The sequence below is a fragment of the Vogesella indigofera genome (genome assembly GCF_003633895.1).
GTDB lineage: Bacteria > Pseudomonadota > Gammaproteobacteria > Burkholderiales > Chromobacteriaceae > Vogesella > Vogesella indigofera.
In genome coordinates this window covers 143275-170244 of the sequence record NZ_RBID01000015.1, presented here as the reverse complement: position 1 = coordinate 170244, position 26970 = coordinate 143275, and the positions used below count along the sequence as shown (strand labels likewise).

The 26970-nt window shown below is 66.8% G+C and carries 26 protein-coding genes; 2 read left to right on the top strand and 24 right to left on the bottom strand.

Annotation, left to right across the window (positions count from 1 at the left end; genetic code table 11):
- Positions 1 to 3 precede the first annotated feature (3 nt).
- The 3 genes from C8E02_RS10805 to C8E02_RS10795 form a co-directional block, all read right to left on the bottom strand.
- A complete protein-coding gene (locus tag C8E02_RS10805; protein WP_120810783.1) occupies positions 4 to 1089 on the bottom strand; it encodes an aminotransferase class I/II-fold pyridoxal phosphate-dependent enzyme in 1086 nt (361 codons plus the stop codon).
- A 78-nt stretch (positions 1090 to 1167) separates the two neighbouring features.
- Entirely contained in the window at positions 1168 to 2052 is an 885-nt protein-coding gene (locus tag C8E02_RS10800; RefSeq protein ID WP_120810782.1) for an alpha/beta fold hydrolase, read from the bottom strand.
- Between the two features lie 126 nt (positions 2053 to 2178).
- Entirely contained in the window at positions 2179 to 3375 is a 1197-nt protein-coding gene (locus C8E02_RS10795; RefSeq protein ID WP_120810781.1) for an alpha/beta hydrolase, read from the bottom strand.
- A 205-nt stretch (positions 3376 to 3580) separates the two neighbouring features.
- Between C8E02_RS10795 and C8E02_RS10790 the strand changes: the two genes are divergently transcribed.
- Complete coding sequence (locus C8E02_RS10790) at positions 3581 to 4252, top strand: TetR/AcrR family transcriptional regulator (RefSeq protein WP_120810932.1); 672 nt, start codon at positions 3581 to 3583, stop codon at positions 4250 to 4252.
- Between the two features lie 105 nt (positions 4253 to 4357).
- Here C8E02_RS10790 and C8E02_RS10785 read toward each other — a convergent pair whose 3' ends face one another.
- Both C8E02_RS10785 and C8E02_RS10780 read right to left on the bottom strand, forming a co-directional pair.
- The gene (locus C8E02_RS10785; RefSeq protein ID WP_120810780.1) at positions 4358 to 5197 is read right to left on the bottom strand and encodes a class III extradiol dioxygenase family protein; all 840 of its coding nucleotides are present in this window, start codon (positions 5195 to 5197) and stop codon (positions 4358 to 4360) included.
- A 2-nt stretch (positions 5198 to 5199) separates the two neighbouring features.
- Complete coding sequence (locus tag C8E02_RS10780; RefSeq protein ID WP_047965613.1) at positions 5200 to 5553, bottom strand: protocatechuate 4,5-dioxygenase subunit alpha; 354 nt, start codon at positions 5551 to 5553, stop codon at positions 5200 to 5202.
- Positions 5554 to 5644: 91 nt separating this feature from the next.
- Between C8E02_RS10780 and C8E02_RS10775 the strand changes: the two genes are divergently transcribed.
- Positions 5645 to 6562 (top strand): LysR family transcriptional regulator, encoded by a 918-nt coding sequence (locus C8E02_RS10775; RefSeq protein WP_211329221.1) that lies wholly within the window; start codon positions 5645 to 5647, stop codon positions 6560 to 6562.
- Positions 6563 to 6656: 94 nt separating this feature from the next.
- On the opposite strand, the gene C8E02_RS10770 is transcribed toward C8E02_RS10775, so the two are convergent.
- From C8E02_RS10770 to C8E02_RS10680, 19 genes are all read right to left on the bottom strand, one after another.
- The gene (locus C8E02_RS10770) at positions 6657 to 7994 is read right to left on the bottom strand and encodes an MFS transporter (protein ID WP_120810778.1); all 1338 of its coding nucleotides are present in this window, start codon (positions 7992 to 7994) and stop codon (positions 6657 to 6659) included.
- A 141-nt stretch (positions 7995 to 8135) separates the two neighbouring features.
- Positions 8136 to 9083, bottom strand: coding sequence for an AEC family transporter (locus C8E02_RS10765; RefSeq protein ID WP_047965610.1), 948 nt, complete (start codon positions 9081 to 9083; stop codon positions 8136 to 8138).
- 22 nt (positions 9084 to 9105) lie between these two features.
- On the bottom strand, positions 9106 to 10107 hold the full coding sequence (locus C8E02_RS10760; protein WP_120810777.1) for an aldo/keto reductase: 1002 nt from the start codon (positions 10105 to 10107) through the stop codon (positions 9106 to 9108).
- A 154-nt stretch (positions 10108 to 10261) separates the two neighbouring features.
- On the bottom strand, positions 10262 to 11224 hold the full coding sequence (locus C8E02_RS10755) for a Gfo/Idh/MocA family oxidoreductase (protein ID WP_120810776.1): 963 nt from the start codon (positions 11222 to 11224) through the stop codon (positions 10262 to 10264).
- The gene (locus tag C8E02_RS10750; protein WP_120810775.1) at positions 11221 to 12078 is read right to left on the bottom strand and encodes a class III extradiol dioxygenase subunit beta; all 858 of its coding nucleotides are present in this window, start codon (positions 12076 to 12078) and stop codon (positions 11221 to 11223) included. Before C8E02_RS10750 ends, C8E02_RS10755 begins: the two co-directional genes overlap by 4 nt.
- A gap of 1 nt (position 12079) precedes the next feature.
- Positions 12080 to 12517, bottom strand: a complete 438-nt coding sequence (gene ligA, locus C8E02_RS10745; RefSeq protein WP_047965606.1) for a protocatechuate 4,5-dioxygenase subunit alpha — start codon at positions 12515 to 12517, stop codon at positions 12080 to 12082.
- 3 nt (positions 12518 to 12520) lie between these two features.
- Positions 12521 to 13444 (bottom strand): amidohydrolase family protein, encoded by a 924-nt coding sequence (locus C8E02_RS10740; RefSeq protein WP_047965605.1) that lies wholly within the window; start codon positions 13442 to 13444, stop codon positions 12521 to 12523.
- 3 nt (positions 13445 to 13447) lie between these two features.
- Positions 13448 to 14380 (bottom strand): NAD(P)-dependent oxidoreductase, encoded by a 933-nt coding sequence (locus tag C8E02_RS10735; protein WP_120810774.1) that lies wholly within the window; start codon positions 14378 to 14380, stop codon positions 13448 to 13450.
- Positions 14381 to 14385: 5 nt separating this feature from the next.
- A complete protein-coding gene (gene ligK, locus C8E02_RS10730; RefSeq protein ID WP_047965603.1) occupies positions 14386 to 15081 on the bottom strand; it encodes a 4-carboxy-4-hydroxy-2-oxoadipate aldolase/oxaloacetate decarboxylase in 696 nt (231 codons plus the stop codon).
- A gap of 10 nt (positions 15082 to 15091) precedes the next feature.
- Positions 15092 to 16117 (bottom strand): amidohydrolase family protein, encoded by a 1026-nt coding sequence (locus C8E02_RS10725; RefSeq protein WP_047965602.1) that lies wholly within the window; start codon positions 16115 to 16117, stop codon positions 15092 to 15094.
- 72 nt (positions 16118 to 16189) lie between these two features.
- Positions 16190 to 17545 carry an MFS transporter gene (locus tag C8E02_RS10720; RefSeq protein ID WP_047965601.1) on the bottom strand — a complete coding sequence of 452 codons (1356 nt, stop codon included), beginning with the start codon at positions 17543 to 17545 and terminating at the stop codon, positions 16190 to 16192.
- Positions 17546 to 17805: 260 nt separating this feature from the next.
- On the bottom strand, positions 17806 to 18906 hold the full coding sequence (locus tag C8E02_RS10715) for a 4-oxalomesaconate tautomerase (protein ID WP_120810773.1): 1101 nt from the start codon (positions 18904 to 18906) through the stop codon (positions 17806 to 17808).
- A gap of 133 nt (positions 18907 to 19039) precedes the next feature.
- Positions 19040 to 19954 (bottom strand): LysR substrate-binding domain-containing protein, encoded by a 915-nt coding sequence (locus C8E02_RS10710; protein WP_120810772.1) that lies wholly within the window; start codon positions 19952 to 19954, stop codon positions 19040 to 19042.
- Between the two features lie 166 nt (positions 19955 to 20120).
- Entirely contained in the window at positions 20121 to 21017 is an 897-nt protein-coding gene (locus C8E02_RS10705) for a shikimate dehydrogenase (RefSeq protein ID WP_120810771.1), read from the bottom strand.
- A gap of 69 nt (positions 21018 to 21086) precedes the next feature.
- Positions 21087 to 22094 (bottom strand): TRAP transporter substrate-binding protein, encoded by a 1008-nt coding sequence (locus C8E02_RS10700; protein ID WP_120810770.1) that lies wholly within the window; start codon positions 22092 to 22094, stop codon positions 21087 to 21089.
- Positions 22095 to 22156: 62 nt separating this feature from the next.
- Positions 22157 to 23437, bottom strand: coding sequence for a TRAP transporter large permease subunit (locus C8E02_RS10695; protein ID WP_047965596.1), 1281 nt, complete (start codon positions 23435 to 23437; stop codon positions 22157 to 22159).
- 21 nt (positions 23438 to 23458) lie between these two features.
- Positions 23459 to 23962, bottom strand: coding sequence for a TRAP transporter small permease (locus C8E02_RS10690; RefSeq protein ID WP_120810931.1), 504 nt, complete (start codon positions 23960 to 23962; stop codon positions 23459 to 23461).
- Between the two features lie 77 nt (positions 23963 to 24039).
- Positions 24040 to 24480 (bottom strand): type II 3-dehydroquinate dehydratase, encoded by a 441-nt coding sequence (aroQ, locus tag C8E02_RS10685; RefSeq protein ID WP_120810769.1) that lies wholly within the window; start codon positions 24478 to 24480, stop codon positions 24040 to 24042.
- Between the two features lie 333 nt (positions 24481 to 24813).
- Positions 24814 to 26709, bottom strand: coding sequence for a bifunctional sugar phosphate isomerase/epimerase/4-hydroxyphenylpyruvate dioxygenase family protein (locus C8E02_RS10680; RefSeq protein ID WP_120810768.1), 1896 nt, complete (start codon positions 26707 to 26709; stop codon positions 24814 to 24816).
- Positions 26710 to 26970: the final 261 nt, after the last annotated feature.

Genomic DNA, 26970 nt, shown 5'->3' with positions numbered 1-26970 from the left:
TGTTTAGCCTGGCAGCAGTACGGCAATGGTTGAATCTTGACATGCGTCAGGGTGAGCGGTGACGCGCAGGATGTGCTGCATCGCCGGATGCGGCGGACGGTGCACCGCGATGCCCTGCTGCAACAGCGCCTTTTGCCGCTGCAGCGCGCTGTCGGTATCCGGGTACACGATGCAGACAAAGTTGGTGTGCGACGGCAGCACGCGCAGCCCGCCGCCGGCCAGTGCCGCGTGCAGCTGCTCACGCAGCCGGCAGGTGTCGCGGATGATGGTGTCGGCGCAGTGCGGCGCATCCAGCACCGCCACCGCCGCCGCCTGCGCCACGCTTGAGACGGCAAACTGGGTGCGGATCTGGTCGGCCTTGCTGATCCATTCCTCTGGCGCGATGGCGTAGCCGACACGCAGCCCGGCGAGGCCGTGCGCCTTCGATAGCGTGCGCAGGCGCACGGTGTTGGCCAGCACGCCCTGGCGCTCGGCGGCGGCGCAGAAGTCGACATAGGCCTCGTCCAGCAGCAGCAGGGTGTCGTCGGCCAGCGCGGCGCGCAGGCTGGCGACGGCGTCGCGCGGGTGGAAGGTGCCGGTCGGGTTGTCCGGGTTGGCGAGGTAGACCAGCGCCGCCTGGTGCGCGTTGGCGGCGGCGGCCAGCGCCGGCAGGTCGTTGACCAGCACGCCGTCGTGCTCGGCGTACGGCACCTCGACGATCTCGGCGCCGACGCCCTCGGCAAAGTAGCGGAAGGTGGGGTAGGTGCCGGCGGTGCACACCACCACGTCGCCGGGCGACACCCGCGCGCGCAGGAACAGCGCGATCAGGCTGTCGGCGCCGGCGTCGACCACCACGTTGGCCGCGTCCACGCCGTTCAGCGCCGCGGCGCGCTCGCGGATGGCCGTGGCGTACGGGTCCGGGTACAGCCGCGCCAGCTCGTACAGCGCCTCGCCCCACTGCGTCGCCAGCGGGTGGCCGGCAATCGGCATGCTCTCGTTGGAGCCGATGCGCGACACGATGCGGCGGCCGATGGCGGCCTCCAGCCGTGGCAGGCCCTGGAACGGGTTGACGATGGTGCGCTGTTGCAGATGGCGGGCGTAGCGGGTCATGGCGGGCTCCGGTAAAAACGACAATGGCGTTTACCTTACGTTAAGGGCAGCCCGAAATCCATAGCTCGCTTAGACGGATTATTCCTGAGCAAAGAACGATTGCAGCGTTGCGGCCAGGCTTGCCGGCTGCTCCCACTGCACCATGTGGCCGGCGTTGGCGATGACCGCTTCGCGCAGGTCGGCAAAGCAGGCGCGGCGTTCGTCGAGGGTGTCGAACACGCCCTTGGCCATCGGGTGATCCCACATCTCGCCGCCGATCACCCACTGCACCGGACAGCTGATGCGACGCCAGCAGGCCTTGGCCTCTTCCAGCCGGTACAGCACCGGATTGACCATCTTGTGGCGCGGATCGGCGCGGTAGCTCAGCGCGCCGTCGCGCTGCGTGGTCAGCGCCTGTGCCATGAAGGCGGCCTTGTCGGCGCCCAGGTGCGGGTTGCGCTCCTGCAGCCGGCGTGTCACCGCCGCCAGTGACGCCAGCGGCTGGTAGGCCGGTGGCTGCTGCTTCTCGCGCAGCCAGCGCGCGTAGCGGCCCGGCGCCTCGGCCGCGCGGCTGTCGGCGAGACCGAAGCCCTCCACCAGCGCCAGCTTCGCCACCCGCTCCGGGCGGATGCCGGCGTACAGGCCGCTGACCATCGCGCCCATGCTGTGGCCGACCAGGTTGGCCGCCGCCTGCGGGCTGTAGTGCTGCAGCAGCGCGTCGAGATCGGCGAGGTAGTCGGCGCTGTAGTAGCTGCCGCTGTTCCAGCCGCTGTCGCCGAAGCCGCGCCAGTCCGGGGCGATGATCTGCCACTGCGGCAGCAGGTCGGCGACGAACTGGAAGGTCAGCGCGCAATCCATCCAGCCGTGCAGCATGAACAGCGCCGGCGCGTCGGCCTCGCCCCAGCGCAGCACGTGGCAGGGATGGCCGTTGAAGTGGTGGTACTCGCTGCGCGGCTGGCGCAGCGGCTGATAGCAGTCAGGCATGGGGGCGATCCGGTGCAATCCGGTGTAGGCCGGCGTAATGGAAGCCCGTAGTGTAGCGGCTGGCATCCGGCCTGCCGAGTGCCGCGCTTGCGGCCAACGTTGGCCGCAAGCGTGGCGGCGGACGGCTCAGCGCGCGCCGGCCGCCTGCTGCAGCGTGGCGTCGCCGGCGCTGCTGCCTGCCAGCAGCTGCTGTATCTGCTGCAGCTGCCAGTCGAAATAGGGATTGAAGGTCAGCCGGGCGTGCACCTTGCCGGCTTCGCGGTAGCCCCAGTCGGAATACCACACCGTGGCGCCGTTGCGGCAGGCGGCGTCATCGGCGGCGTCCTGCCCGTTCTGGCACAGGCGCAGGCTGCCGTCGCGGCCGTACAGCGGGTTGTCCGGCGCAAACAGCACGCTCATGTGCGAGAACTGGCTGATGCGCTGCTGTGGCAGCCGGTCCGGGCGCCACAGCACGCGCTGGTCGCTGCTGGCCGGCGCGTTGCCGTACCAGATCAGCCGGCTGTGCGGATGGCTGAAGCGCTGGCTGAACTGCGCCAGCGTGTAGCGCACGTCGAGCACCGAGTCGTGCTCGCTCAGCACCATCAGCACCGGCCGCGGGTAGGGCTGGCGCGCCAGCTGTGCGCGCACGCTGGCGCTGCTGCGGTAGTACTGGCCGAAGCCGTTGGTCGGCACGTTCAGGTAGCGCACCGGCGTCTGCTGCGCGCGGCCTGGCTCCGGCTGGCGCAGCCACGGCCGCAGCGGTGCCAGCCACGGTGTCAGCCAATCGAGGCGGCTGTCGGACTTGAGGCCGGGCGAGAACAGCAGCAGGCCGGCGATACCGGCATTGGCCAGCGCCTCGCCCAGCACCAGATTGCCGCCGGTGGAAAAACCGCCGAGCCAGACGCGGCCAACCTCCCGCTGCAGCAGCTGCGTCTGTTCGCGCACCACCTGCTGCCAGTCGGCCATCGCCACCGGCAGCAGCGACTGCGGCGTGCTGCCATGGCCGGGCAGCAGCACGGTGCGCACCAGCCAGCCCTGCTGCGCCAGCCGCGGCGCGATGTCGACAAAGGAAAACGGCGAATCGCCCAGCCCGTGCACCAGCAGCACGCCGCCGCGCGGCGCACCGGCCGGCCGCCACTCGTGCGGGCTGTTGTAGTCCAGCTCGCGCTCGATGTCGGCGCCGAGGAACTGGCGATGCTGGCGCAGCCATTGCCGCGTCTCCTGCTGGTAGCTGGCAAAGCTGGCCTGTCCCAATGGTGGCTTGGGCGGCGGGCGGGTCTGGCTGCAGGCGGCGAGAGCGAACACGGCGGCCAGTAGCGGCAGGGTCAGGGCGCGGATGGGCATGGTGTCGGGCGGGTTCGGGGGAGCGGGCAATCCTGCTTGGTGGCTGGCAACGGCGGCAGAGTTCCGTACGCGGCCAGGGTTGGCCGCAACAGCCGCCCGGCGCGCAAATACAGCGGCGGCGCTTTTTGATAGGATGGAGGTCTTGTCCGCGGCGGCCGTCGTTGCCGGTGCGGCGTTCACTCAGTCTGGAACAGATGTGCCGATCATGAAAAACAGTGTCGAGGCGCCGGAAGGCAGCGCGGTGGTCAAGCAAAAGCGCAAGAACAACCCGGAGGGCATGAAGAAAAGCATACTCGATGCCGCGGTGAGCGAGTTCGCGCTGACCGGCTTCAGCGGCACCACGCTGGACGCCATCGCCGAGCGCGCCGGCACCATCAAGCGCATGGTGGTGTACTACTTCCGCAGCAAGGAAGAGCTGTACATCGCGGCGCTGGAGCGCTGCTACGGCGAGATCCGCGACATCGAAACCGGGCTGGACCTGGCCGAACTGTCGCCGGTGGACGCCATCATCCGGCTGGCGGAGTTCACTTTCGACTACCACGCCGCGCACACCGACTTCATCCGCCTGGTCAGCATCGAGAACATCCACCACGGCAAGTTCATCGCGCAGTCGTCGAAGATCAAGTCGCTGAACCGCAGCATCATCGAGGTGCTCGACGGCGTGCTGGCGCGCGGCAAGACGGCGGGGCTGTTCCGCCCCGAGGTCGATGCCACCGACCTGCACATGCTGATCAGCTCGTTGTGCTTCTTCCGCGTCGCCAACCGCTACACCTTCCAGACCATTTTCGGCCGCGACATGGTCAGCGAGGCGTCGCGCGAATCGCACCGCAAGATGCTGGTGGAGGCGGTGCTGGCCTACCTGCGGCCGCCGGGCTGAGCCGCACGTCGGCTGGCCACGGCCACGCCACTTAAGCAAAAAGCACCGTCCCGGCAGGGGAACGGTGCTTTTTTTACGACGTCAGCGCGGCGCTGCTGCTCGGGCTCAGCGGCATTCGAACAGCATCAGCCCGGCGGCGGTGTTGGAGATCGGGATGTGGTAGTTGCGGTGCAGCTCCACCACCTCGCCCGGCAGCGCGCCGCGGGTGGTCAGCCACATCAGCAGCTCCACGCCCTGGGTGCCGGTCTGCTCCACCAGCTCCTCGTTGCTGTACTGCGTCGCCCATTTGGGGGCGGCGGTGAGGCTGTCCATGAACTGCAGGTCGAAGGCCTTGTTGATGAAGCCGGCGCGCTCGCCGTCCAGCTGGTGCGACAGGCCGCCGGTGCCGATGATGACCACTTTCAGGTCATCCGGCCACGACGCCACCGCGCGTGCGATCGCCTCGCCCAGCTTGTAGCAGCGGGCGGCCGACGGCAGCGGGTACTGCACGGTGTTGATGCACACCGGGATGGTGCGCACCGGGCAGCGGTCCTGCTCGGGCCACAGCAGCTTCATCGGCAGCGAGAAGGCGTGATCGACCAGCATTTCCTGACAGGTGGTGATGTCGAATTCGTCCGCCACCAGGCCATTGATCAGCTGCCACGACAGCTCGGCGTCGCCGGCAAACGGCGGCAGGGTGGGGATGCCCCAGCCTTCGTCGGCGTTGTGGTACTGCGCGGCGGCGCCGACGGCGAAGGTCGGCAGCTTGTCGAGGAAGAAGTTCAGGCCGTGGTCGTTGTAGATCACGATCGCCACGTCCGGCTTCACCTCGTCCAGCCACTTTTGCACCGGCGGGAAACCGTCAAAGAACGGCTTCCAGTACGGGTCTTGCTGCAGGTTCTGCGCGATGGCGCGGCCGATGGCCGGAACGTGTGAAGTGGTAATGCCGCCTACGATTTTTGCCATGATTATTTCCCTGCCTCCAGCAACATCTGTTTGAACGCTTCCTTGCTCATCCCGGTCTGCAGCGCGCCGAGGTCCTGCACGTCCAGCCCGAGGATGCCGGCGAACTTGGCGAGGTAGTAGACATTGCCGCCGGCGGCCAAGAGGCCAAGCACGTTGCGCTCGCGCACCGCCGCGTACTGCTCGGCGTTCAGGCCGTAGCGCTGGCAGTAGCCGGCCTCGTCGGCGGCGAAGGCCTGACGGTTGGCCGCGTCGTTGAAGGAAAAGCACATCTTGTTGAGCGCGTAGCCCTTTTGCGCCAGATCACCGTCGAATACCGCGGTGCCGGTGACGCGGAGCTTACGTTTTGTTGTCTCCATCCTGTTCTCCCTATTGGTTTCCCTGCTTGCAGCGTTTGCTGTGTCGGGTAGTATCGGCAAAGTAATAACCGGAATAAAGACAGGGGTATTGATGGCACGTATGAGCGATTTCGATCATTTGCAGCTGGACGGCCGTTTGCTGCAGCTGCTGCTGGCGGTGATCGAGGAGCAGTCGGTCACCGGCGCGGCGCGGCGGCTGGGGGTGACGCAGTCGGCGGTGTCGCATCTGCTGGACAAGCTGCGCCAGATCACCGGCGATCCGCTGTTCGTCAAGAGCGGGCGCGGCATCGTGGCCACCGCCCGTGCCGAGGCGCTGGCGCTGCAGGCGCGGGTGCTGCTGGACGAGATGCGGCGCTTTGCCGCCGGCGAGGCGTTTGCGCCGGCGACACTGAACACCACCTTCATCATCGCCGCCAACGACTTCCAGCGCGACCTGCTGCTGCCGCCGCTGTGGCAGCGGCTGCGGCAGCAGGCGCCGGGGGTACGGCTGCGGGTGATCCCGTCCGATGTGCCCAGCAGCGAGATGCTGCGCGACGAGCACTGCCAGCTGGCGATCTCGCCGCGGCCGCCGGAGGCCGGCGACATCCTGCAGAAGCGGCTGTTCGAGGACGACTACCGCGTGTTCTACGATCCGGCGCAGCGCGCGGCGCCGGCGCGGCTGGACGACTATCTCGCCGCCGAGCATGTCACCGTGCTGTACGCGCCGCGGCGGATGCTGGACGTGGACCTGCAGCTGGAGGCGCGCGGCATCGCGCGCCGCTTCGCCGTCACCGTGCCGTCGTTCGCCGGCATCCCGGCCTTCCTGCGCGGCAGCGGCCTGCTGGCGACGCTGCCGGGCCTGCTCGGGCGCGGACTGATGCGCGACTTTGCCAGCTGCCCGCTGCCGGCCAAGGTTGGCCGCATGCCGATGTACATGATCTGGCACCTGAAATACCGCCACGACCCGGCGCACAGCTGGCTGCGCCGCGAGCTGGAGCAGGTGGCGGCCGAGGTGCTGGCGACCGCCTAGAAAGCGTCCCCCCCGCCGGCGGCGGGGGTGACAGGGGCGCGGCGCCGCCCCGGAGGCGGGAGGCGCCGCGCGGGTCCGGGCTACGTTGCCGGCATCAGTCCGGCAGGGTTTCCACCTGCCGTGGCGCCATGAAGTACAGCCAGGTCAGCGCCACGAAATAGCAGCACGGAATCAGCGTGAACAGCACCGAGTAGTTGTTGTTGGTCACCGTCAGCACGTAGCCGACGATCTGGGTCATGAACATGCCGCCCACGGCGCCGATCATGCTGCCAAAGCCGAACACGCTGCCGACCACTTCCTTCGGGGTGAAATCCATCACCAAGCTCCAGATATTGGCGGTCCACGCCTGGTGCGCGCCGATGGCCAGCGAAATGGCGGCCACCGCCAGCCACAGGCTGCTGGCGCCGGCGGCGCCGATGATGGACAGGATGCACAGCGCACAGATCAGCATGGCGGCCAGCCGTGCCGGGATCGGCGCCATGCCGCGCGCGATCAGCCACGACGACAGCGCGCCGCCGCCGACACTGCCGACATCGGCGGTGAGGTAGATCACGATCAGCGGGATGCCCATCTGCGTCACGCTGATGCCCAGCTGGTACTGCTGGTTGAGGAAGGGCGGCAGCCAGTACAGGTAGAACCAGAACACCGGCGCGGTCATGGTAAAGGCCAGCGCGTAGGCCCAGGTGCCGCGCAGGCGCAGGATGCGCGAGTACGGCACCTTGCCGGCCGGCGCCTGTGCCTCGGCGCTGATGTAGTCCAGCTCGGCGCGGCTCACGCCCGGGTGTTGCGCCGGGTCGTGGTAGTGGCGCAGCCAGTACAGCAGCCAGATCAGGCCGAAGCTGCCGATGACGAAGAACACCGCCTGCCAGCCCCACACCATCATGATCAGCGGCAGCAGCACCGGCGTCACCAGCGCGCCGACGTTGGTGCCGGCGTTGAACAGGCCGGTGGCCATCGCGCGTTCGCCGGCCGGGAACCACAGCCGCGTGGTCTTGACGCAGGCCGGGTAGTTGGCCGCCTCGGACAGGCCGAGCAGGAAACGGCAGATCATGAAACCGACGGCGGACGCCGCCAGCCCGTGCGCGGCGGCCGCCAGGCTCCACAGCAGCACCGCCAGCGCGAAGGCGTGCTTCACCCCGACGCGGTCGATAAAGCGGCCCTGCACGGCAAAGCCGATGGCGTAGCCCATCTGGAACCAGAAGTTGATATTGGCGTAGTCCTGCGCCGTCCAGCTCAGCTCCTTGGCCAGAATCGGCTGCAGCACGCCCAGTGCAGCGCGGTCGATGTAGTTGATGGTGGTGGCAAAGAACACCAGTGCCAGCATCCACCAGCGCGTGTGGCCAACGGCCATCGCGCTGTGCCAGCGCTGGCGCAGGGTGGGCTGCGCGCTGGCGAGGGCGATGACGGGGGTGTCGTGTTGCGGGGTGTGCATCTTGAGTTGTCTCCTGCGAGGTTGTGGTCGTGCCCTGGGTGCGGGCTTTTTCTCGTCGTCGCTTGATGTTGGCCGCAAGCCCCTGCGGGCGCGCGCGGCCTGCCGTCTTTGCGGCATGTGGCCCGGGTCTGTGCCCGGTGCCTAATGAAAAAACGGGTAATGCTGCAGCAGCCAGATTGCGGCGCTGATGGTGAGAAAGGAGCTGGTGGTCGCCAGCAGCAGGGTGGCGGCACAGAAGCCCTGCATGTCGTGGCGCTGGCCGAGGATGGGGAAGATGCTCAGCATCGGCATCGCCGCGGTCAGCACCCCGGCCATCGCCAGTCGCGGGTCGAGCGGGCCGAACAGCAGCAGCGCCCCCGCCACCAGCAGCGGGTGCAGCAGCAGCTTGCCGCTGGCGAGGATGCTGACGTCGCGCAGCATGCTGCGCAGCGGCAGGCCGACCAGCGAGCCGCCGATCACGAACAGCGCCACCGGCGCCGACGCGGTACCCAGCATCGCCACCGGCTTGGCCAGCAGCGGCGGCAGGCTGAGGTCCAGCAGCGCCAGCGTCACCCCGGCGACGATGGCGAGGATGATCGGGTTGCGGCGCAGCCCCAGCAGCGAGCGGCCGAAGGCGCGCAGGAAGCGCTCCTGGCGCGAGCCGTCGGCCTCGGACAAGGCGATGCCCAGCGGCAGCATCAGCAGGTTTTCCACCACCATGGTCAGTGCCAGCGCCAGCGTCGCCACCGGCCCCAGCAGCTGGTACACGATCGGGTAGCCGACAAAGGCGCTGTTGGAGCAGGACATGCCCAGCCCGTACAGCGCGGCGCGCGGCAACGGTTGCTGGCGGGCCAGCATTGCCCAGCCGGTGCCCAGCAGCAGCATCGCCAGCGAGCCGGCGGCGTAGGCGGCGAGATAGGGGGTGTTGAGCAATTCCGCCGGCGAGCGGCTGGACAGCGAGTGCAGGATCAGCGCCGGCAGCGCGAAGCGCACCACCAGCAGGCCCAGCGCCGCCAGCTTGTCCTGCGGGAACAGCGCCAGCCGCACCGCGAGGTAGCCCAGCCCGATCAGCATGAAAATAGGGGCGATCACCGCCAGGATATCGAGCATGGGTCGCAATCAGTGTTGCGCCTCAGGCGCGGAATTCTTCGGTGTCGATCTCGGTCTGCGTCGCCGCGTTGTAACGCGCGCCGGCAATCGGCAGCCATGCCAGCAATGCCTCCAGCTGTTGCAGCGTTTCCACGCGCAGCTGCACGCGGCTGGCGGCCACGTCCTCGCGCAGGTGCGCCAGGCGGGTGGTGCCCGGAATCGGGATCACGTGCTCGCCGCGGGTAAACAGCCACGCCAGCGCCAGTTGCGCCGGGGTGCAGCCGGCGGCGGCGGCGATGTCGCGGTAGGCGGCGAGGAAGTCAAGGTTGGCCGCATAGTTGTCCGCGGCGAAGCGCGGCATCGCGCGGCGGATGTCCTTGCCGTCCAGTGCGGCCAACGTGGCCATGTCCGGCAGGCCGTCGGCGAGGAAGCCGCGCCCCAGCGGGCTGAAGGCGACAAAGGCCACGCCCAGCTGCTTGCAGGCATCCAGCACCGCGATCTCCGCGTTGCGCGTCCACAGCGAATACTCGGTCTGCAGCGCGGCAATCGGGTGCACCGCGTGCGCGCGGCGCAGGGTGGCGGTGGACACTTCCGACAGGCCGATGCTGCGGATCTTGCCTTCGCGCACCAGCTCGGCCAGCGCGCCGACGCTGTCCTCGATCGGCACCTGCTTGTCCCAGCGATGCAGGTAGTACAGGTCGATGACCTCGGTACGCAGCCGGCGCAGCGCGTCTTCGCAGGTGCGCTTCAGCGTCTCCGGGCGGCCGTCGATCACCCTTTTACCCTCCACCCCGGTCATGCCGCACTTGCTGGCCAGCGTGATGCGGTTGCGGTGCGGCGCCAGCACGCGGCCCACCAGCTCCTCGTTGGCGCCAAAGCCGTACAGCGCCGCGGTATCGAACAGGGTGATGCCGGCGTCCAGCGCCGCCAGCAACAGCGCCTCGGCCTGTTCCGGCGTCGGCGGCACGCCGTAGGCGTGGCTGAGGTTCATGCAGCCGAGGCCAATGGCCGAGACCGAGAACGGGCCGAGTTGTCGCTGTTGCATGGGTTTGCTCCTTAAAGCATGTTTACGATCTTGCGAGCTAGAGCGAGACAAGGCGAAAACGGCTGAGGAAGCGGAGTTTACTCAGAGTAAATGAGCATCCGAAGCCGTTTTCAACGCCGTATCGCCGACGCGCAGCTGATCGTAAACAGGTTTTTTACAGACTGGCGTTCAGCTGCTGTTCCAGCTTGGCCAGCACCTGGTAGCACGGCAGCACCTTGGCCACCGACGAGTTCGGCTCGCGGCCTTCGCGGATGGCGGCGAAGAATTCGCGGTCCTGCAGCTCGATGCCGTTCATCGATACCGCCACTTTCGATACGTCGATCTGCTCTTCCTTGCCGCTGTACAGGTCGTCGTAGCGCGCGATGTAGGTGGCACTGTCGCCGATGTAGCGGAAGAAAGTCCCCAGCGGGCCGTCGTTGTTGAACGACAGGCTCAGCGTGCAGATGGCGCCGTTGGCCGCCTTCAGCTGGATCGACATGTCCATGGCGATGCCCAGCTCCGGATGGATCGGGCCTTGCAGCGCATTGGCCTGCACGATGGGGCTGCCGGCCTGGTAGGCGAACAGGTCCACGGTGTGGGCGGCGTGGTGCCACAGCAGGTGGTCGGTCCAGCTGCGCGCCTGGCCCAGCGCGTTCATATTGGTGCGGCGGAAGAAGTAGGTCTGCACATCCATCTGCTGGATGTTGAACTCGCCGGCCTGCACCTTCTGGTGCACGTACTGGTGGCTGGGGTTGAAACGGCGGGTATGGCCGACCATGGCCACGAGGCCGGTCTGCTGCTGCAGTGCGACCACCGCCTCGGCGTCGGCCAGGCTGTCGGCCAGCGGAATCTCCACCTGCACGTGCTTGCCGGCCTTGAGGCACTGCATCGCCTGCGCGGCGTGCACCTGGGTCGGGGTGCACAGGATCACCGCGTCCACTTCCGGCAGCGCCAGCGCGTCGGCCAGATCGGTGGCCACGTGGGCGATGCCGTACTTGTCGGCGACCTCCTTGGTGGCCTCATAGCGGCGGCCAACCAGCGATACCACTTCCACGCCGTCGATCAGGTTGATGGCGTCCAGATGCTTGATGCCGAAGGCGCCGGCGCCAGCCAGCGCTACCTTGATGGTCTTGCTCATTGCTTGTTCTCCAGAATCAGATGACCCACGGCGGTATTGGATGCCGGCACGTGGTAGAAGCGTTGTTTCAGCTCCGGCGCCGGGCCGCCGGCGACGTCGCTCATCGCGCCGCGCGCGATCAGCCACATCACCAGCTCGATGCCCTCGGAACCGGCTTCGCGCACGTAGTCGATGTGCGGCATTTGCGCGAGATCCGCCGGGTCGGCGATCAGGCGGTCGAGGAAGGCGTTGTCCCATTCCTTGTTGATCAGGCCGGCGCGCGGGCCCTGCAGCTGGTGGCTCATGCCGCCGGTGCCCCAGATCTGCACGTTGAGGTCGCCGTCGAACGACTCCACCGCGCGGCGGATCGCCTGGCCCAGCTGGAAGCAGCGACGGCCGGACGGCACCGGGTACTGCACCACGTTGACGGCGAACGGGATCACCGCGCACGGCCAGGCTTCAGGCTGGCCGAACATCAGCGACAGCGGCACGGTCAGGCCGTGGTCGACGTCCATCTTGTTGACGATGGTGAGGTCGAAGTCGTCCTGGATCACGCTCTGCGCGATGTGTGCGGCCAGCTGCGGGTGGCCCATCACCTTGGGTACCGGACGCGGCCCCCAGCCCTCATCGGCCGGCTGGTATTCGGCGCCGGTACCGATGGCGAAGGTCGGAATGAAATCCAGACTGAAAGCAGTGGCGTGGTCGTTGTAGACCAGGAAGATCACGTCCGGCTTCTGCTCCTTGATCCACTGTTTGCCGTAGTCGTAGCCGGCAAACACCGGCTGCCAGTACGGCTCCTGCGACTTGCCCAGATCCAGTGCCGCGCCGATGGCCGGCACGTGCGATGTGTAAACGCTCGCGGTAATGCGTGCCATATCAGTTGCTCCCCTTGCTCTTGCCTTGCGGCTGGTGCTGCGGCTGGGCGTCGCCGTCTTCGCCCAGATAGCGGTTGCCTTCTGCCGAGCGACCACCGCCCAGCATCATGTCGCGGTATTCTTCCTCGCTCATGCCGGTCATGCTGCCGGCCATCTGCTGGAAGCTCTTGCCGTCGGTGGCGCCGATCTTGGCCAGGAAATAGATGTTGCCGCCCAGCGCGATACAGCGATTCAGATCGCGGTCCAGCACCGCCTGCTTCTGCTCCTCGCTCATCGCCCACTCGTCGAGATAGCCGCGCTCGTCGGCCTTGAAACGGGCGCGGTTGTCGGCAGTCATCAGCGACATGCAGAACTGGTTCAGCCAGTAGCCCTTGCGCGATTGCTCGGCATCGAAAATGGTGGTGCCGGGCAGGTCCAGATACGGTTTGTTCAGTGCCATGATTTACGCTTCCTGTGTTTCTTCCGGCCAGTACAGGCGCATCGGGTTGGCCACCAGCAGCTTTTGCTGCAGCTCGGCGGTCGGCGCGATGTGCGGGATGAAGTCCACCAGCAGGCCGTCGTCCGGCATGTGGTCCTTCAGGTTCGGGTGCGGCCAGTCGGTGCCCCACAGTACCCGATCCGGGAATTCCTCGACTACCCGGCGTGCAAACGGCACCACGTCGCGGTAGGCAGCCTGCTCGCCGTCCAGCGCGCGCGGGCCGGTCAGCGACAGCCGTTCCGGGCAGCTGACCTTGCTCCACACGTTCGGGTGCTCGCGCATGAACTTCAGGAACAGCTCGAACTCCGGGCCGTCCAGCGGCTTGCTCACGTCGGGGCGACCCATGTGGTCGACCACCACGGTGGTGGGCAGGCCGGTGAAGAAGTCCCACAACTCCGGCAGGTCCACCGCTTCAAAATAGATCACCACGTGCCAGCCGAAGCGGGCAATGCGGCCGGCGATCTCCATCAGCTCGTCCTTGGGGGTGAAGTCCACCAGCCGCTTGACGAAGTTGAAGCGCACGCCGCGCACGCCGGCGTCGTGCATCGCCTGCAGCTCCTCATCGCTCACGCTGCGGCGCACGGTGGCGACGCCACGTGCCTTGCCGTCGGAATGCAGCAGCGCATCGACCATGGCGCGGTTGTCGGCGCCGTGGCAGGTGGCCTGCACGATCACGTTGCGGGCAAAGCCGAGCTGGTCGCGCAGCGCGAACAGCTGCGCCTTGCTGGCGTCGCACGGGGTGTACTTGCGTTCCGGCGCGTACGGGAACTCCGCGCCGGGGCCGAACACGTGGCAGTGGGCATCCACCGCGCCGGCCGGCAGTTTGAATTTGGGGGTGCTTGGGCCCTGGTACCAGTCCAGCCAGCCGGGGGTTTTTTCAAAGTGCATGGTTCAGTCTTTCTGTGTGAGGCTGGCTAGCAGCCGATCGGCTTCGGTGCGCCAGTCCGGGCTGCGGGCAAAATCGGGGGCATGCTTGCTGCCGAATACGCCGGCATCGGCGAGATCGGCCATCCACGCCTGACGGGCGGCGGTGCCGCTGGCCGACCAAGGCGTGAGGCTGGCGTCGGCGACGGTGTTGGCCACTTCGCGCACTTCCTCGCTGCGGCGGCGACCGTGCTCGATCACGCGCTGGAAGAAATACGCCGCCTGTTGTTCCCAGTCGATGCCGGGAAAGGTTTCGTACAGCGAGGCCACGACCGCGTCTTCCACGCCGTAGTGGCGGGCGGTGCTGAGGCTTTCGATCACCATCGCTTCCAGCCCCTTGATCATCACGCTGCGGCACATCTTGGTGGCCGAGGCGACGCCCAGTTGCGCGCTGGCAACGCGGGCGGCAAAGCCCAGCTCGCCCAGCAGCGGGCACAGCGCCGCCGCCGACTCGCCACCCAGCAGCAGCGGCACCTTGCTGCGATACGGCGGCACGCTGGTCATCACCGCGCCTTCCACGTAACGGCCGCCGGCACGGTCGATCAGCGCCGCGGCTGCCTGCTTGGCCGCCGGCGAGGCGGAGTTGAGGTCGAGGAAGAAGGCGCCGTGGCGCAGCGCCGGGGCGCAGGCTTCGGCCACCGCCACGGTCTGGTCGGCGGTCACCGCGCTGATCAGGCAGTCGGCGTCGGCGGCCAGTGCCAGCGGCGACGGTGCCAGCGCCACCCCAAGGTTGGCCGCATGGCTGCGCAACGGTTCGGCGCTGACCGGCTCGTCCAGCTTGCGGTCGTAGGCGCTGACGCGCACGCCCAGCTGGCGCAGGTCTTCCGCCAGGATGCGGCCAACCTCGCCGTAGCCGACGAGGCCGATGTGCCAGTGCAGGGGGGAGCGGGGCTGGCTCATGCTGTTCAGTCGATGTAGCGCAGGCCGGCCTGGGCCAGCGGTTCGCGCATCTTGTACATGTCGAGGCCCAGCACGCCGGCGGCCAGCTTGGCGCGTTTCTCGCCCTCGAAGCTCTCGCGCTTCTCGGCGGCGTCGGCCACCTGCTGCGCAAGCGCCGCCGGTACCACCACCACTCCATCCACGTCGGCAATCACCACATCGCCCGGGTTCACCAGCGCGCCGGCGCAGATCACCGGAATGTTCACCGAGCCCAGCGTCGCCTTGATGGTGCCCTTGGCGTTGATGGCGCGGCTGAATACCGGGAAGCCCATCTGTTCCAGTTCTTCCACGTCGCGCACACCGCCGTCGATGATCAGCCCCTTGGCGCCACGCGCCTGGAAGCTGGTGGCCAGCAGGTCGCCGAAGAAGCCGTCCTCGTTGTCGGTGGTGCAGGCGGCGACGGCGACGTCACCCGGCTGCAGCTGCTCGGCGGCGACGTGCATCATCCAGTTGTCGCCCGGCTGCAGCAGCACGGTCACGGCGGTGCCGCAGATCTTGGCGCCCTTGTACACCGGCCGCATGTACGGCTTCATCAGGCCGACGCGGCCCATCGCTTCGTGGATGGTGGCGACGCCGAACTGTGCCAGTTTGGCGACGGCGGCCGGATCGGCACGCTCGATATGGCGCTTGACGATGCCGAGCTGGTTCATTGGCAGGTTCATGATGTGCTCCTTATTTGTCCTTGGCCTTCAGCGCCGCGTCCAGACGCGGATACACGCGGCGGGCGTTGCCTTCGTAGATCAGGTGGCGCTCTTCGGCGCTGATGTTGGCCGCCTCGATGTAGCGCTTGGTGTCGTCGTAGTAGTGGCCGGTTTCCGGGTCGATGCCGCGCACGGCGCCGATCATCTCGGAGGCGAACAGCACGTTTTCCACCGGAATCACGCGGGTCAGCAGGTCAATGCCCGGCTGGTGGTAGACGCAGGTGTCAAAGAAGATGTTGTTCAGCAGATGGTCTTTCAGCAGCGGCTTTTTCATTTCCTGCGCCAGGCCACGGAAACGGCCCCAGTGGTAGGGCACCGCGCCGCCGCCGTGCGGGATCACGAACTTCAGCGTCGGGAAGTCCTTGAACAGGTCCGAGGTCAGGCACTGCATGAAGGCGGTGGTGTCCGCGTTCAGGTAGTGGGCGCCGGTGGTGTGGAACGCGCAGTTGCAGCTGGTGGACACGTGGATCATCGCCGGGATGTCGTACTCGACCATTTTTTCGTAGATCGGGTACCACTGTTTGTCGGACAGCGGCGGGCTGGTCCAGTGGCCGCCGGACGGGTCCGGATTCAGGTTGAGGCCGACAAAACCGTAGTCCTTCACACACTTTTCCAGCTCCGGGATACAGCTGGCCGGATCGACACCCGGCGACTGCGGCAGCATCGCCGCGCCGATGAAGTGCTCCGGGAACAGCTCGCTGACGCGGAAACACAGCTCGTTGCAGATCGCCGCCCAGGTGGCGCTGGTGTTGAAGTCGCCGATGTGGTGCGCCATGAAGCTCGCGCGCGGGCTGAAGATGGTCAGGTCGGAGCCGCGCTGCTTCATCAGCTTCAGCTGGTTGCTCTCGATGGTCTCGCGCAGCTCGTCGTCGCTGATCTGCAGCTCGGACACTTTCGGGCCCAGCTCGGGGGTGGCGAGGTTGGCCACCTGGCGCTTACGCCAGTCTTCCAGTGCCTGGGGCGCGGTGGTGTAGTGGCCGTGGCAGTCGATGATCATGTCGGTTTCCTCTCGGTAGCAGGGGGCGGCGCGGGCCGGGGCAGGTGGGGGCCCCGGCAGCCGCGGCGGTGATTAATGGCTTAGCGGGGCGGCCTGCAGCGAGACCTTGCCGCTGTCAGGATGGGCGCGCAGCTTGATGAACAGCGCGCTGGCGGCGATCAGGCCCGGGATGGCCAGCACCATGAACACCTGGTCGAAGCCCAGCTGGCGGCGCGCCAGTTCGGCCACCAGGAAGGAGCCGGCGATGCCGCCGAAGCGGCCGATGCCCAGCATCCACGCCACGCCGGTGGCACGACCCTGGGTCGGGTAGAAGCCGGCGGCCAGCGCCGGCATCGACGATTGCGCGGTATTCATGATGGTGCCGGCAACGAACACCACCACCACCAGCAGGCCGACGCTGCCGGTTGCCTGGCCGATGGCGTAGATCGACGCCGCGGTGAGCAGGTAGCCGATGGCGATGATGCGGTCGGCGTTGAAGCGGTCCATCAGGTAGCCGCAGAACACGGCACCGATGCCGCCCAGCGGGAACAGCGCCGAAATCAGCATCGCCTGTTTCGGCGCGATACCGGCGTCCTTGAACAGGATGGGCATCCAGTTGACCAGCGCGTAGAAGATCACCAGACCCATGAAGTAGGCCAGCCACAGCATCACCGAGCCGACACGGTAGGACGGCGACAGCACCACGGCGAGGCCGCTCTTGCCGGCCGCGACGGCGCGGGTTTCGGACAGGAAGAAGGAGGCGGCATCGGCGGCAGTAGCGGAGATGCGGCTCATGACCGCCTGGATGCGGGCGTGGTCATAACCCTTGGCCACCATGTAGCGCACCGATTCCGGCAACAGCAGCAGCAACACCAGCAGCAACAGCAGTGGCGTCACGCCGCCGAACACCAGCACGCTGCGCCAGCCCCACTGCGGAATCATCCACGAGGCGAGGAAGCCGCCCAGCGCCGCGCCGAGCGGGAAGCCGCAGAACATGGCATTGGTCAGCAGCGAGCGGCGCGCGGTGGGGCAGTATTCGCTCATCAGCGTCACCGCGTTGGGCATCGCCGCGCCGAGGCCGATACCGGTGATGAAGCGCATCACGGTCAGGCTCTGCAGGTCGGCGGCAAAGCCGGAAAGCAGCGTGAACAGGCCCAGTACCAGCACCGAGCCGGTCAGCACCTTCTTGCGGCCGAGGCGGTCGGCCAGCGGGCCGGCCATCAGCGCGCCGGCGGCGAGGCCGAACAGCGCGGCGCTGAGTACCGGTGCCAGCGCCGGCTTGCTGACGCCCCATTCCTGGATCAGCGACGGGGCGATATAGCCGATGGCGGCGGTGTCAAAACCGTCCAGCAGCACGATGCAGAAGCAGAGCGCGAAGGTAATCCACTGGAACCGCGAAAACGGATGGCGGTTGATGAACTCCTGCACATCAACAGATGGTTTGGTCATGGTCGTTATCTCTATGTTGCGTTTGGACTCGAAACCGCTCTATGGCGGTTTGGCGGGGTAAAACGGTTGCCGGCTGCCGCGTGGCGGCGGGATCGTCCTCTGCTGTTGTTGTATGAAGGATCGATCGACCGGCGGATGCTGCTTGGAGCCACTAACAAAACCCCTGATCCTGCGTTGCGCCTCCTTCTTGCCGTACGACTTGTACTGTCTGCGTCGGCGCGCCTTGGCTCAGGTGCTCTGCGAGGTTTTGTTAGCGGCGCTTAACGCTGCCAGACGGCAGCCGGAATCATCACTTCACCTTTCATGATCAGGCGCGCGGTGCGCAACAGTGCGGCGCGGGTCACGTTTTGCGGGTTGGCCGGATCGGTTTCCAGCTCCACCGAGAATTCGCCGGTCGGGTGCTCCACCGACACCCGCTTGCTGCTGCCGGCATCGATGCGGGCGATGCCGTCGGTGATGGCGCCGTCCAGCACGCAGGCGGTGCCGACGGTGACCGCGGCCAGCACGCCGATGGCGTCGTGGCACACGTGCGGGATGAAGCTGCGGGTGGTGAGGCTGCCGTCGTCGCCGCGTGGCGGCGCGATCAGCGTCATTTTGGGATAGGTCTTGCTGCTGACGTCGCCCAGGCCCATACGTTGGCCGCAGGTCAGGCGCAGCGCTTCCAGCTTTGTTTTCAGTTCGGTGTCGGCATTCAGCTCGGCCACGGTTTCGTAACCGCTGCGGCCAAGGTCGGCGGCACGCAGCATCACCAGCGGCATGCCGTTGTCGATGCAGGTCACCTCGATGTCGCCGATGCCGTCCACGGTGACGGTGTCGCGCACCTGGCCGGTGGGCAGCAGGCCGGCACACACCGAGCCGGCGGTATCGAGGAAGTTGATGGTGATCGGCGAGGCGGTGCCGGGCACGCCATCGATGCGGGCGTCGCCGTCGTAGCGCACCTGGCCGTTCGGGGTCTCGACGGTGATGTCGCAGGCCATGTCGGTATTCAGCGTCAGTACGCGGAAGGTGCTGGTCTCGCCCTGCGCCTTGAGCATGCCGGTCTCCAGCGCGAACGGCACCACCGCGGCCAGCATGTTGCCGCAGTTGGGGGTGGTGTCGACGCTGTCCTTGTCCGGCGTGATCTGCGCGAACAGGAAGGTGAGGTCGATGCCGGGCGTCGTGCCCAGGGCAACGATGCCGACCTTGCTGGTCAGCGGATTGGCGCCACCGAGGCCGTCGATCTGGCGGCGGTCCGGCGAGCCCATCACGGCGAGCAGCACGCGGTTGCGCAGTTCAATGTCTGCGGGCAAATCCGCTGCGTTGAAGAACGGGCCGCGCGAAGTACCGCCGCGCATGAACAGGGTAGGGATAGAGGTCTGCATGCGGCCAGTATCTGCCGGCCGGCGATGCTGCAAAATATGGATAGCTAACTAGTAGATATAGCAGTTTGATATGGACTGGATTCGAGAAAAGCCACCGGTCGCGGCGGCGCGTGCCAGCCCTGCACCCGGCGCCTTACGCCGCCGGCAAGGCCTTGCCCGTCACGATGGGCGGCACCATCTCGCGCACCAGCTCCTGCATCGCCTGTTGCGTCAGCGTGCTGGGGCGGTGCGAGCTGACCGCCAGCGCCAGCCGGCTGACCAGGCCCGGCTCGCCGATCGGGCGCAGCCGCAGCCGCGCCGCCTTGTCGCTGGTCGATACCGCCAGCCGCGACAGCACCGCGCAGCCGGCGCCGTCGGCCACCAGCTCCAGGATCGCCGGCACGCTGTCGATCTCCAGCGCAATGGTTGGCCGCAAGCCCTGCGCGCCCAGCTGCGACTCCACCAGCATGCGGATGGCGTGCGGCTGCGACGGGATCACCAGCGGCCTGGTGGCCAGCTCCGCCAGCGACACCGCGCCCGGCGCCACATCGCCATCGGCCAGCTCCACCAGGTACAGCATCTCGTCGCACAGCGGCGTGATGTCGATGTCGGAAGACGGCACCGGGTTGTACAGCAGCGCGATGTCGAGGCGGCCGTTGCGCAGCGCCTCCAGCATGTTGGCGGACAGACCCTCGCGGATTGCCAGCGACGCCTGCGGCAGCCGGGTGCGGAAGGCGCGCGACAGCGGCACCGACAGCACGCGGGACAGGCTGGGCGGCAGCCCCAGCGCCACCTTGCCGGCCAGCGCGCCGCGCACGCGGCCCAGCTCTTCCTTGGCGCGTTCCACCTGGTGCAGCACGCCGCGGCCGTGTTCCAGCAGCAGCTTGCCGGCCTCGGTCAGCGTCACGCCACGGCCGTTGCGCAAGAGCAGCGTCTGGCGCAATTCCACCTCCAGCTGGCGAATCTGGCGGCTGAGCGCCGGCTGCGCGATGTCGAGCACGATGGAGGCACGGGTGAAGCTGCCCAGCTCGGCAACGCGGACGAAATACTCGATCTGTTTCAGGTCCATGGCGGCGCGACAAACTGAAGGGAAGACAGGACAGCATACGCGATGGCGGGTAGCGCAGGAATGCCTTTCCGGCATAACCGCGGTGCCGACAGACAAAAAAATGGCCCGGCCGGTGACAACACCGAACGGGCCAGACAAGCAACGCAACGAGAAAAGGGAATAACGTTCAGGCCTGGGCGGCGATCATGCTGCGGAAGTGACGCTCCATGCGTGCGGTATCCGGCTGCCGCCCGGTGAACAGCTGGAAGGCGCCGATTGCCTGCCACACCGCCATGCCGCCGCCGTCGAGCACGCGGCAGCCGCGCTGGCGTGCCAGCTGCAGCAATTCGGTTTCCAGCGGGAAGTACACCACTTCGGCCACCCACAGGTCGCCGTGCAGCAGCGCTTCCGGCAGCGGCAGGCCGGGATGGCCGTCCATGCCGGTCGGCGTGGCGTGCACCAGGCCGCTGGCGGCCGGCATCGCCTGGCCCACGTCGCTGCTGCCCGTCACCTGCCGGTCCGGGAAGAAGCCGTGCAGGCGTGCGGCCAACGTTGCGGCGCGCCGGGCGTCCTGGTCGACGATCACCAGCTCGCGGGTGCCGGCCACCAGCAGTGCGTGGGCGACGGCGGAGCCGGCACCGCCACCGCCGAGCAGTACCACGCGCTGCAGGTCGTCCGCGGCGAAGTGGCGGCGGAACGGCTCGGCAAAGCCGGACCAGTCGGTGTTGTGGCCGTAGCGCTTGCCGTCGCGGAACACCACGGTGTTGACGGCGCCGATCTGGCGCGCGTCTTCCGACAGCTGGTCGAGGTAGGGGATCACCGCCTGCTTGCAGGGGTGGGTGATGTTGACGCCGGCAAAACCGCAGGCTTCGGCGGCACTGAGCAGCTCCGGCAGCGCCTCGACACCCTTGCCGATGCGGCTGAGGTCGATCAGCTGGTAGTGCAGCTTGAAGCCCAGTTCGGCCGCTTCCTGCTCGTGCAGATAGGGCGACTTTGAACGCTGGATATCCGCACCGATCAGGCCGATCAGCACCTTGTCCGGCACGCCGTGCTCGGTTGCGAATGATGAAACTTCAGAGATCATGTCATGCCTCGGTGGTTGACTCCCGGCGCGGCCTGCGGGGCGGCGCCGGGGTGGGGGGGGAATGGCGGCTTAGCGCAGTTTGGCCAGTTCACTGTTCAGCTCGCCCATCAGCTGCGGGCCGACGTTTTCGCTGAACTTTCTGGTCACGCCCTGCAGCTTGATGCGGATGCGGCCTTTTTCGGCGGCGGACAGCTCGTTCACCTTCATCGTCGCCTTCAGCTTGGCCAGCGCCTGGGCGGCGCCGTCACGGTTGACCTTGCGCTGGTACAGCGTGGCGTCACGCGCGGCCTTCTGCAGCAGCTTCTTCTCGTCGGCGGACAGCTGGTCCCACAGCTTCTGGCTGGTCAGCAGCACCTGCGGGTTGTAGACGTGGCCGGTGAGGGTCATGTACTTCTGCACTTCGTTGAGCTTGGTGCCGAGAATGGTGGCTTCCGGGTTTTCCTGGCCGTCGACCGCCTTGGTTTCCAGCGCGGTGTACAGCTCGGTGAACGGCATCGGTACCGGGTTGGCGCCCAGCGCCGAGAACATCTCGATGTACAGCGGCGACTGCACCACGCGCACCTTGAGGCCGGCGATGTCTTCCATCTTCACCACCGGGCGCACGTTGTTGGTCAGGTGGCGGAAGCCCAGCTCCCAGTAGCCGAGACCGACCATGCCCTTGCCCTGCAGCTTGGCCAGCAGCTTGCTGCCGATCGGGCCGTCGACGATGGCATCGGCTTCCTTGCCGCTGTTGAACAGGAACGGCAGGTCGAACAAGACGAATTCCTTGGCGTGGCTGGACAGCAGGCCGGCGTTGAGCACGGTGAAGTCGAGGGTGCCGCCCTGGATCGAGGACACGGTCTGCACGTCGCCACCGAGTACGCCGGACGGAAACAGCTTGACGGTGATCTTGCCGCCGGAAGCCTTGTTCACCAGCTCGGCGAACTTGGCGGCGCCCATGCCCTGCGGGTGCTCCTTGGCATTGAGGAAGGAGAAGCGCAGCGTGCGTTCCTTGATGTCGGCGGCGCTGGCCTGGCCGGCGAGGCTGAGGGCGAGGATGGCGGCACTGCCGAGCACGGCGATGTTGTTCAACTTCATGATGTCTCTCTCCATGTTGGAATTGGACTCCGGGGTCTCCTCCCCGGAGGTGCTACGAAAACTTAACGGGCAAACCAGGCGGCCGGCACGGTGACGATGCTCGGGAACAGCACCAGCAGGAACAGCACCGCCAGCTCGGCCAGCAGGAACGGGGTGATCGCCGAGATCAGCGCACCCATCTTGGTGCGGGTGGCGCCGCACACTACGTTGAGCACGGTGCCCACCGGTGGCGTGATCAGGCCGATCGAGGTGTTGATGATGAACAGCACGCCGAAGTAGATCGGGTCGATGCCGGCCTGGGTCACCACCGGCACCAGCACCGGCGCCAGGATCAGGATGGTCGGCGCCATGTCCATCGCGGTGCCGACCAGCACGATGATCAGCATGATCACCAGCATCAGCAGTGTCGGGTCGTCCATCAGCGGGGCCAGCAGCTCGATCAGCTGCGACGGCAGGTCGGCGATGGTGATCATCCACGCCGACACCAGCGAGGCGGCGACCAGGAACATCACGATGCCGGTGGTCTGGGCCGACACGGTAAAGACATGGAACAGCTGTGACGGCTTCAGCTCGCGGTAGATCACCATCGCCACGAACAGCGAGTACACCGCCGCCACCACCGCCGCTTCGGTCGGGGTGAAGATGCCGAACTTGAGGCCGCCGATGATGATGCCGGGCAGCAGCAGCGCCCAGAACCCGTCACGCACCGCGGCCATGATTTCACCCGCCGACTTGCGCGGCGCCGGCTGGATGTCTTCCGAGCGCGACACCCACCACCACGCCACGCACAGCGAGGCGGCGATCAGGATGCCGGGCACGATGCCGGCCAGGAACAGCTTGGAGATCGACAGGTTGCCAGCCACCCCCAGCAGGATGAAACCGATGCTGGGCGGGATGATCGGCGCGATGATGCCGCCGGCGGCGATCAGCGCGCTGGAGCGGGCCTGGTCGTGGCCGGCGCGTACCATCATCGGCACCAGCAGCACCGCCAGCGCCGCGGCGTCGGCCACCGCCGAGCCGGACAGGCTGGCGAGGATGCAGGAGGCGAGAATGGCGACGTAGCCGAGGCCGCCCTTGACGTGGCCGACCAGCGCCATCGCCACGTTGACGATGCGGCGCGACAGGCCGCCGACATTCATCACCTCGCCGGCGAGCAGGAAGAACGGTACTGCCAGCAGCGCGAAACTGTCGGCGCCGTTGATGAGGTTTTGCGCGACGATCTGCGCATCGAACATGTCCATGTGGTACATCAGCGCCACACCGGACAAGAGCAGGGCAAAGGCAATCGACATGCCCATTGCCATGGCACCGAGCAGGGTACCAAGAAAGATAGTCAGAACCATGATGCAGTCTCCGGCCGGGGCTTAGTCAGCGATATTCAGCGTGGTGTGCACGTCGGACACTGGTGCACCGCTGAATACCTTGTACAGATCGAATACGACGACGACGGCGGACAGCACGCTGAACACCAGGCCGGCCAGGTATACCGTCGCCATCGGCAGGCCGGTCATTGGTGCCGGGACGTCAAGGTTGATCACCACCTGCTGCCAGCTGCCGCTGCCGAACAGCCACAGCAGGTATAGCACGATGCCTTCCATCAGCACGTGGCAGACCTTCTGCGCCAGTACCGGCAGGCGCCGGACCAGGCTGTCGACATTGAGGTGGCCCTTTTCGCGCACGCCGACGATGGCGGCGAGGAAGGTCATCCACACCATGAACCAGCGCGAAAGCTCTTCGGAAAGGCTGATGCCGCTGTTGAAGCTGTAGCGCAGCACCACGTTGGTGAACACCAGCAGCACCATGCCGGCCAGCAGCAGGGCCATCATGCCCTTCAGTATCTGCATCGATACGTCGATTACTTTTTCCATCACAACCTCCATGCAGTGCGTCGCTGCAGCGCCGGGGCGCGGCAGGCGCGTCTGCCAGTCAAGAAACGGCTCGTCGTTTATTTCTTCAGGTGGCAGGCAAGGTGGTGCACCGCGAGGTTGTAACCCGCCGTACCCAGACCGCAGATCACGCCGGTCGCCACTTTTGAAACGTAGGACAGATGCCGGAAACTTTCGCGGCGATGGATGTTGCTGATGTGCACTTCGATGATGCTGCCGGGGAAGGCGGACAGTGCATCCATCAGTGCGATGGAGGTGTGGCTGTAGCCGGCCGGATTGATCACGATGCTGGTGTGCTGCTCGCGCGCCTGGTGGATCCAGTCGATCAGCTGGGCTTCGTCGTTGCTCTGGCGGAAGTCGATGGTGAGGCCGTATTCGCGCGCCACGCTGCGGCAGCTGCGTTCGACGTCGGCGAGGGTTTCGTGGCCGTAGATTTCCGGCTGGCGTTTGCCCAGCAGGTTCAGGTTCGGGCCGTTGAGTACCAGGATATCGGTGGCCATGTCAGCGCGCTCCCTGCTGGGTGGCGGCCACTGCTGGCGATGGTGGGAAGAACATGTCGTGCTCCTCAATCTCTCTGTGTCTTTTTTAGAAATGTACCTGTTGGTACATAATGAAAGAATGGCGTATCGGTGCCGCTTTGTCAATGTCTGATTGAGGCAAATCAAGGTCTTGCGATGACGGATTGTGGTGATCCGCAACAGTGCCGGCAGGCCCACGTTTGCTGCATTGCGGCAAACGGGCGCCGCCGCCGCAAACCGCGCCACCGCCGCCGGCGCCAGGCAAAAAAACGGGCGCCGACCGGCGCCCAAAGGAGAGTGTTTCAGTTGCGGAAACTAGCCGCCCTGGCGGTTGCGGCGTTGCGCCTGCGCCGCCAGCCGCACCGGCGCGTTGGCCGCGCCGTACTGGTCGTAACTGCCGAGGCGTTGCACGATCTCGAAGAAGAAACGCTCGTCGAACGGCGCGGAGTACACGTGCAGGAATTCGCCGCCGCCGGCGTCGCGGTCGTACAGCACGTTGTGCTGCTGCAGGCGCGCGACAAAGTCGTCGTCGAGGCTGAAACGCGCCAGCAGGTCGTCGTAGTAGTTGTCGGGGATGTCCAGCAGCGGCACGCCGTTGACACGTGCCTGCACCACCGCGGCGAAGATGTCGTCGCTGGCGAAGGCGATGTGCTGCAGGCCGGAGCCCTTGTAGGTCGACACCGAGCGCGCGATGGCGGTGTTGCGGTTTTCCGAGATGTTGAGCGGAATGCGGATGCTGTTGTTGGTGCTGCGCACCACGCGGCTCTTCATCAGGCCATACGGGTCCGGCAGCGTCCACTCGTGCTCGGTGGCAAAGCCGAAGATGGCGCGGAAGTGCAGGATCCAGTTGTCCATCGTCTCCGCCGGCAGGCCGATGGCGAAGTGGTCCAGCGCGGTCAGGCCGAGGCCGGGTGTGGTCGTATCGCAGGCGTCGAAATCCGACTGGTAGATGGACGCGCCGTCAACGTTGGCCGCAACCAGGTACTGCAGGCTGCCGTCCGGCGCGCGCACCGCCGGGATGTGGCGCTCGTTGGGGCCGACGCGGCTTTCGAACGGCTTGCAGCCGTACAGCTTGGCGCGGGTCAGCGCCTGCTGCGCGTCGTCGGTGCGGAACGCCGCGGCGCACAGCGACGGGCCGTGCGACACGTAGAAGGCGTGGGCGAAGGAATCCGGCTCGGCATTGAGGATCAGGTTGATGTCGCCCTGCTGGTACAGGGTGACGTCCTTGGACTTGTGCTGCCCGGCGCGGTTGAAACCGAACTGTTGCAGCAGCTTGCCCAGCCGCGCGCCGGAGTCGTCGTCGACCGCGAACTCCAGGAACTCCACGCCGTGGTAGTCGGCCGCCGGTGGCGGCGAGAACAGGCTGTCGGCCACCGCGCTGGCACCCTCGGCGCGCAGGGTGCGGGCGGTGACTTCTTCCAGATAGCGCAGCGAGCGCAGGCCGTCGATGGCGGTCAGCCGTGTCGGCGCGGCGCGGAAGCCGTCGTTGAACACCTCCAGCGACAGCGGGCCGCGGTAGCCGGCGGCGATGATCGGCGCGAGGAAGGCGCCCAGCTCGAAATCGCCCTGGCCGGGGAAGCTGCGGAAGTGGCGGCTCCACTCCATCACGTCCATGTTCAACAGCGGCGCGTCGGCCAGCTGCACGAACACGATCTTGTCGCCGGGGATCTGCGCCAGCAGCGACAGGTCGTCCTTGATCGCCAGGGTGTGGAAGCTGTCGAGGATGATGCCGAGGTTGGGGTGGTCGGCCTGCTGCACCAGGCGCCAGGCGTGCTGGTAGGAGTAGACGTGGCGGCCCCAGGCCAGCGCCTCGTAGCCGACCAGGATGTCGCGGCGCGCGGCGCGCTCGGCCAGCTGGCGCAGGTCGTCGGCAATCAGCGCGTCGTCCTGGCTGGTGTCCGGGGCCACGCTGCTGCACACCAGGATGCGGTCGGTGCCCAGCTCCTGCATCAGGTCGAACTTGCGTTCGGCGCGGTCGAGGTTGCGCGCCAGCCGCTCGCGCGGGCCGCCCTCGAAATCGCGGAACGGCTGGAACAGCATGATTTCCAGTCCCAGGTCGGCGCACATGCGGCGCACGGTGGCCGGTGTGCCGTCGAAGTAGAGCAGGTCGTTTTCAAAGATCTCGACGCCGTCAAAACCGGCTGCCGCAATCGCCTCCAGCTTCTCCGGCAGCGTGCCGCTCAGGGACACGGTTGCAATGGAATGCTTCATGCCATCCTCCGTTATTGGGTGTGTATCTCTTTATTATGTACCAATTGGTACATAAGTGGAAAAATCTTGCACCCGTGTGCGGCGGCGCGTGACCGGCTGCGACAAATTGGCGACAGTGCCGGTACGCGGCAGCCACACCATGCCGCTTGCGGCCAACGTTGGCCGCAGGCCGCGGCAAGGGGCAGGGAGTAGAGGGTAGGGAGCAGAGGCTAGGGAGTAGAGGCTAGGGAGTAGAGGCTAGGGAGTAGAGGCTAGGGCACG